Origin of the sequence: Streptomyces sp. NPDC050164 (assembly GCF_044459945.1) — a bacterium.
In the GTDB taxonomy this organism is placed as follows: domain Bacteria; phylum Actinomycetota; class Actinomycetes; order Streptomycetales; family Streptomycetaceae; genus Streptomyces; species Streptomyces coeruleorubidus_A.
In genome coordinates this window covers 23057-29636 of the sequence record NZ_JBITJK010000023.1, presented here as the reverse complement: position 1 = coordinate 29636, position 6580 = coordinate 23057, and the positions used below count along the sequence as shown (strand labels likewise).

General features: G+C 73.5%; 5 protein-coding genes. 3 read left to right on the top strand and 2 right to left on the bottom strand.

Annotation, left to right across the window (positions count from 1 at the left end; all coding sequences use genetic code 11):
- Window positions 1–265 precede the first annotated feature (265 nt).
- Window positions 266–535 (top strand): hypothetical protein, encoded by a 270-nt coding sequence (locus ACIBNA_RS26945; RefSeq protein ID WP_399167709.1) that lies wholly within the window; start codon window positions 266–268, stop codon window positions 533–535.
- A gap of 113 nt (window positions 536–648) precedes the next feature.
- Here the strand turns inward: ACIBNA_RS26945 and ACIBNA_RS26940 are convergent, their stop codons facing one another.
- Entirely contained in the window at window positions 649–1404 is a 756-nt protein-coding gene (locus tag ACIBNA_RS26940; protein ID WP_399167707.1) for a ferritin-like fold-containing protein, read from the bottom strand.
- Window positions 1405–1879: 475 nt separating this feature from the next.
- Between ACIBNA_RS26940 and ACIBNA_RS26935 the strand changes: the two genes are divergently transcribed.
- Window positions 1880–4558, top strand: a complete 2679-nt coding sequence (locus ACIBNA_RS26935) for a DEAD/DEAH box helicase (RefSeq protein WP_399167875.1) — start codon at window positions 1880–1882, stop codon at window positions 4556–4558.
- Between the two features lie 145 nt (window positions 4559–4703).
- Window positions 4704–5576 carry an alpha/beta fold hydrolase gene (locus ACIBNA_RS26930; RefSeq protein ID WP_399167704.1) on the top strand — a complete coding sequence of 291 codons (873 nt, stop codon included), beginning with the start codon at window positions 4704–4706 and terminating at the stop codon, window positions 5574–5576.
- An 80-nt stretch (window positions 5577–5656) separates the two neighbouring features.
- Here ACIBNA_RS26930 and ACIBNA_RS26925 read toward each other — a convergent pair whose 3' ends face one another.
- Window positions 5657–6550, bottom strand: a complete 894-nt coding sequence (locus tag ACIBNA_RS26925) for an NYN domain-containing protein (RefSeq protein ID WP_399167703.1) — start codon at window positions 6548–6550, stop codon at window positions 5657–5659.
- Between the last annotated feature and the right edge of the window lie 30 nt (window positions 6551–6580).

The window sequence follows — 6580 nt, the reverse complement described above, 5'->3', positions numbered from 1 at the left end:
CCCAAAAACGTTTTTTTGTGCCTGGGGGGCGCGCCCCGCGGGGGGGGGGGGGGGGGGTTTTTTTGTTGGGGGGGGGGGGGGGGGGGGGGGCGGGGCCCCCCCCCCCCCCCGTCCGCGTTTCCTCTTCCGTGCGGCACCCTGTGCGGCGCACGGGTTCCTCCACGGATGGACCACGGTTCGCCCACAGAAGGGGATTGGATTCCGCAGGTCAGGGGTATGACGGGCTACGACCGATTCGGGCAGGCCATGTGGGAGGGACCTCGACATGCTCCTGGAAGCGCTGAGCTCCGCGATCCTCGGCCTGGCTCTGGCGTGGGCGGCCGCGCATCGCCTGGCACACCGCCTCCCGGCCCGGCCCCTGGTGCTGTCGACCGGCGTCGCCGGGGCCCTCTTCGGGTCCTTCGTCATGCACAGCGCGCTGGACGCCGGGCACTGGCTGCTGGTGCTGCTCGGCGCGGTGGTCGTCTCGGTGGCCTCGCTGTCGCTGCTGCTGCGCCCCGCGGGACGCCTGCGCCGACGATCAGCGACGGCGTAGCCGAAGCCGACCGGGGCACCGGGGCCTGCGCGCCCAGCCGGCGACGGCCCCTTGCCGACGGCCCGCGGCCGCGACACAGCCGGAACCACCCCAGGACCACCCCGCACAGCCCCCTACGCGGCCAATCCCAGCGCAGCCATCCGCTTGGTGTGCGCCTCGGTGATCCGGGAGAACATCTTGCCGACCTCGGCGAGGTCGAAGCCGTCCGCGACACCGCCCACCAGCATGGTCGACAGCGCGTCCCGGTCGGCGACCACCCGCTGGGACTGGGACAGGGCCTCTCCCATCAGCCGTCGCGCCCACAGCGCGAGCCGCCCGCCCACACGCGGGTCCGCGTCGATCGCGGCACGCACCTTCTCCACGGCGAAGCCGCCGTGCCCGGTGTCGTCGAGCACGGCCAGCACCAGACCGCGGGAGTCGGAGTCGAGCCGGGCGGCGACCTCCCGGTAGAAGTCGCTGGCGATGGAGTCGCCGACGTAGGCCTTGACGAGGCCCTCCAGCCAGTCCGAGGGGGCCGTCTGCTTGTGGAACCCGTCGTAGGCCGCGACGAACGGCTCCATCGCCCGCGTCGGCTCCTCCCCGATCTCGGCGAGCCGGTCGCGCAGCCTCTCGAAGTGGTGGAACTCGGCCGACGCCATCTTCGCCAGCTCCGCCTTGTCCTCCAGCGTCGGCGCCAGCTTGGCGTCCTCCGCGAGCCGCTCGAACGCCGCCAGCTCGCCGTACGCGAGCGCACCGAGCAGGTCCACTACCGCGGCGCGGTACTGCGGGTCGGCGGAGGCCGTCGCCCAGTCCCGGGCGGCGACTGAGGTGTGTTCGGCCGGGGTGGCGGTGGTGTCCGAGGCGTTCTCAGGCTTGTCAGAGCTCGTCATGAAGCGCACAATAGCCCGCCCGCCGGGAGGCGTAAGGCCCTGGTCAATCAGTGTGACGACGACTACGTGACCAAATCGGCCATCGCGTGTGCGGGATTCCGGGGTATGGTGGTAATGCGCCTGCTGGTACGTCGACGTACCTCGACAGGCCGCACGTATGAGGATGCCCGGTCGGAGGCCCGATCGGCTCCGACCCGACAGCCCTCCCGTCCGTACGGCACTTGCGTACGGATGCCGGAGGGACACCCTCAGCGGCATGAGCGCTAGAGCGTCGGCGCGGTCCCGTGCTCTACGGCCCGCCCGTAGGCAGCCGACGTCCCCGGCACGGTCCGACAAGACCCCCGCGCTCGCCTCGCGCCGCCCACACAGAAGAGGCAGCACCCTGACTACGACGTTCCGAGAGCTCGGAATCCTTCCCGAGACCGCCGAGGCCCTGGAGGCCGTCGGCATCACCACCGCCTTCCCCATCCAGGAGATGACGCTCCCCGTGGCCCTTTCGGGCTCGGACGTCATCGGCCAGGCCAAGACCGGCACCGGCAAGACGCTGGGCTTCGGCCTCCCGCTCCTCGAGCGCGTCACCGTCCCCGCCGACGTCGAGGCCGGACGCGCCGAGCCCGAAGACCTCACCGACGCCCCGCAGGCGCTCGTCGTCGTCCCCACGCGCGAGCTGTGCACGCAGGTCACCAACGACCTGCTGACCGCGGGCAAGGTGCGCAACGTGCGCGTCCTCGCCATCTACGGCGGCCGGGCCTACGAGCCCCAGGTCGAGGCCCTGAAGAAGGGCGTCGACGTGGTCGTCGGCACCCCGGGCCGGCTGCTCGACCTCGCCGGGCAGAAGAAGCTGAACCTGAAGCACGTCAGGTGCCTGGTCCTCGACGAGGCCGACGAGATGCTCGACCTGGGCTTCCTGCCCGACGTCGAGAAGATCATCAACATGCTGCCGGTCCGGCGCCAGACGATGCTGTTCTCGGCGACCATGCCGGGCGCGGTCATCGGACTGGCCCGCCGCTACATGTCGCAGCCCACGCACATCAGCGCCACGGCGCCGGACGACGCGGGCAAGACGGTCGCGAACACCAAGCAGTACGTCTACCGCGCGCACAACATGGACAAGCCGGAGATGGTCGCGCGCATACTGCAGGCCGACGGCCGGGGACTGGTCATGGTCTTCTGCCGTACGAAGCGCACCGCGGCGGACCTCGCCGACCAGCTCCAGCAGCGCGGCTTCGCCTCCGGCGCGGTCCACGGCGACCTCGGCCAGGGCGCCCGCGAGCAGGCCCTGCGGGCCTTCCGCAACGGCAAGGTGGACGTCCTCGTCTGCACCGACGTCGCCGCCCGCGGCATCGACGTCGAGGGCGTGACGCACGTCATCAACTACCAGTCGCCGGAAGACGAGAAGACGTACCTGCACCGCATCGGCCGTACGGGCCGCGCGGGCGCCAAGGGCATCGCGATCACGCTCGTCGACTGGGACGACATCCCGCGCTGGCAGCTCATCAACAAGGCGCTGGACCTGGGCTTCAACGACCCGCCGGAGACGTACTCCACCTCCCCGCACCTCTACGCCGACCTCGGCATCCCCGAGGGCACGAAGGGAGTCCTGCCGCGCTCGGAGCGCAAGCGCGCCGGGCTGGCCGCGGAGGAGCTGGAGGACCTGGGCGAGACGGGCGGCCGGGGGCCGCGCGGGCGCGGGGGCCACGGTCGTGGTGGCCGCGACGAGTCCCCGTCGGCCGACCGCGAGCGTTCGGACCGTACGCCGCGACGCCGCCGCCGTATGCGCGGCGGGACGCCGCTGGACGGGACGCCGGAGTCCACCGGCACCGCTTCGGACACCCGGGCAACGGGCGGCTCCGCCGAGGCGGAGGCCGTCACGACTCCGCGCACCCCGCGTCGCCGTCGCCGCACCCGCGGCGGCGCCCCGGCCGAGTCGGCGCCGGTCACGGCGGTCGAGTCCCCCGCGCCCGAGCCGGCGGAGAACGCCGTGGCGACGGCGGAGGGCACCAGCACCGAGGCGGCAAAGCCGCGCCGGCAGGATGCCATATCGGAGGTCGTGGCCGCGCCGGTGACCGAACAGCCCGAGGCTCCCGCGGCCAAGCCGCGCCGCCGCACCCGCAAGGCCACGGCGGCGAGCGCGGCCGAGTCGGCGGTCGACACGGCCGAGGGGACCACCGAGTCCGCACCGGAGCCGGCGCAGACCCGGCCGCGGCGCACCCGCACGACGGCTGCCAAGTCCGAGGCCCCGGCCGCTCCGGCCGAGGCCGCGGCGCCCCAGCCGCGCCGCACGCGCAAGGCCGCAGCCGCAGCGGAGGACGCCGTCGACACGGCCGAGACCGCCGAAGCGAAGCCCAGGCGCACGCGCAAGGCAACGGCAGCGACGGAGGACTCCGCCGGCGAGGCGCAGGCCACCGAGCCCAAGCCCCGCCGTACGCGGAAGACCGCAGCAGCGGCCGAGACCGCCGCCGACACGGCCGAAGGCACGGAAACCAAGCCGCGCCGCCGCACCCGCAAGGCCACAGCCGCAGCGGAGGACGCCGTCGACACGGCCGAGACCGCCGAGGCCAAGCCCCGCCGCACGCGGAAGACCACCGCAGCGGCCGAAGCCGCCGCCGACACGGCCGAAGGCACGGAAACCAAGCCGCGCCGCCGCACCCGCAAGGCCGCCGAAACCGCCGAGCCCTCCGAGTCCGTCGCCGCTGAGATCCCGGCCCAGACGGCTCAGGAGCCGGAGGCCGCCGAGGCCAAGCCGCGGCGGGCCCGCAAGGCGACGGCCAAGGCCGAGGCGAGCGTCGACACGGCTGAGGCGACCGAGGCGAAGCCGCGCCGTACGCGGAAGACGGCTGCCGCCGCTGCGGATGCCGAGACCGCCGAGGCCAAGCCCCGCCGCACGCGGAAGACCACCGCAGCGGCCGAAGCCGCCGCCGACACGGCCGAAGGCACGGAAACCAAGCCGCGCCGCCGCACCCGCAAGGTCACCGAGCCCGCCGATATCCCGGCACAGGCCGGGCAGGAGCCGGAGGCCGCCAAGCCGCGTCGCACGCGCAAGACGGCAACGGCCACAGCCTCAGCCGAGGTCGCGGACGACGCGACGGAGGCGAAGCCGAAGGCCCGCCGCACCCGCAAGGCCACGGCCGGCGCGGAGCCCACGGAGGGCTGACACTCACCCCGATGGCCCGGCCCCACACCCGCGTGTGGGGCCGGGCCATCGGCGTTCACCGGAGCGCAGCCCGCCCCGCACCTGCGCCGGCCGCCACCCCACCGTCGCGCCCCACGACCACACCCCCACCCGCTACCCTCACCGCGTGACCAGGCAAGCCACCTTCACCCCGCCCCCGGGCGCCCGCGCCTACCTACTGCGCACAGCCCGCGGTGAGTTCGCTGTCGTCGACTCGTCGCCGAAGGCGGGGGCGGAGGTCAAGGGAGTCGTCCTGATGCTGCCCGGGTTCACCGGGAGCAAGGAGGACTTCAGGCTGCTCCACGAGCCGCTCGCAGAGCGTGGGTACCGGGTCGTCGCCGTGGACGGGCGGGGACAGCACGAGTCGGACGGCCCCGTGGACGACGAATCCGCCTACGCCCAGCGGGAACTGGCACGGGACGTGCTCGCGCAGGCCGAGGCGCTCGGTGTGCCCGTGCACCTCGTCGGGCACTCGCTCGGCGGGCAGATCGCGCGTGCGGCCGTGCTGCTCGACCACTCCCTCTTCCTCTCCCTCACCCTGATGTCGTCCGGCCCGGCGCAGATCTCCGTCTCCCAGCAGCAGCGTGTGAAGCTGCTGCGGGACGCGCTCGCCGTGCTGTCGATGGAGGAGGTGTGGGAGGCCATCCAGGCCATGGGACCGCCGGAGGAGGTCGGCGGGCCCGCTCGCGGCCCCGGCGACCCGGAGCAGTTGCGCCGCCGCTGGCTGGGCCACAGCCCCGCCCAACTTCTCGCGACCGGCCGCCAGTTGTGCACCGAGCCGGACCGCGTCGCCGAACTCGCCGCCGTACCGCTGCCGTTCCACGTCCTGTCGGGCGCGCACGACGACACCTGGCCGGTGGCGATCCTCGACGACATGGCCGTACGGCTGAACGCGCACCGCACGGTCGTCGCGGGAGCCGATCACTCCCCGGGCGCCGAACAGCCCCTGCCGACCGCCCACGCCCTCGCCGACTTCTGGGGCGGAGCCCGCACGCCCTGATACGGGACCGGCAGGCCCTGGGGGTGTCCGCAAAGTCCCGCCTGCCCTGCGGGCGGACGACGGGACTTTGCGGACACCCCCTAGTACTGCGTCCGGAGGTGCTCCCAGAAGCCGTCCCGCAGTGCGCGCCGCAGGTCCGCCTGTCCGCGCAGCGAGTACTGCAACAGGCCCTCCGCCTCCACGAGCAGGTCCTGGTCCACCGAGCCGGGCAGGTAGGGGTGGCCGGGCAGGAGCTCGACCAGCGTGTCCCGGCCGCGGGCCGCCAGCCACTTCGCCGCGATCTGCGCGCCGACGAACCGCACGTCCTCGCGGGTGGGCCGGCCCGTGGTCGTCTCGTAGGCGGGGGCGGCGCGGCGGGAGACGTAGGGCTTGAAGAAGTCGAGGTCCAAGGTGCGCTGGCTGTCGACCTCCCACAGGAGGGGCTCCGCCTGGTTGCGGCCCTCAGGCGCCTCGATGCCCCAGAGGTGGACGCGGGCGCCGTACCCCTGGGCCGCCTCCACCGCCGACACCAGGTCCTCGTCGCCGCCGAGCAGGGCCGCGTCGCTGATGGCGCGGTGCCTGGCGAGGGACTCCAGGTCGGTGCGGATGAGTGAGTCGACGCCCTTCTGCTGGTTGTTGGAGTTCAGGTTGCCCAGCCGCACCTTGACGTCCGGCAGTTCCGCGATGCTCTGCTGCTCCGCCGTGTGGATGCGGCGGCGGGCGCCGTCGTACCAGTAGACCCGCAGCAGCCTGCTGTCCGCGAAGATCGTGCGGGCCTTGTCGATGAGCGCGTCGATCAGGCCCTCGGCGTCCAGGTCGAAGGCCCGGCGGTCCTCCGTGCCGGCGACGAGCCGGCCCGCGGCCGCGTACAGATACCCGGCATCGACGAAGATCGCATGGGTCGAGGGTGTCTTCGCCACCTCGGCGAGCATGCGCTGGAGCAGCTCGTTGGTGCGGTCGATGCGGGCGCTCAGGGCCGCGAGGTCGTCGTTCATCACCTCCATTGTCCCGGCGGTCACGCTGCG

What these genes read in the sequence shown, in the direction of transcription:
- ACIBNA_RS26945 (WP_399167709.1), top strand. Translation starts at nt 266, where the DNA reads ATGCTCCTGGAAGCGCTGAGCTCCGCGATCCTCGGCCTGGCTCTGGCG.
- ACIBNA_RS26940 (WP_399167707.1), bottom strand. Translation starts at nt 1,404, where the DNA reads ATGACGAGCTCTGACAAGCCTGAGAACGCCTCGGACACCACCGCCACC.
- ACIBNA_RS26935 (WP_399167875.1), top strand. Translation starts at nt 1,880, where the DNA reads ATGACGCTCCCCGTGGCCCTTTCGGGCTCGGACGTCATCGGCCAGGCC.
- ACIBNA_RS26925 (WP_399167703.1), bottom strand. Translation starts at nt 6,550, where the DNA reads ATGAACGACGACCTCGCGGCCCTGAGCGCCCGCATCGACCGCACCAAC.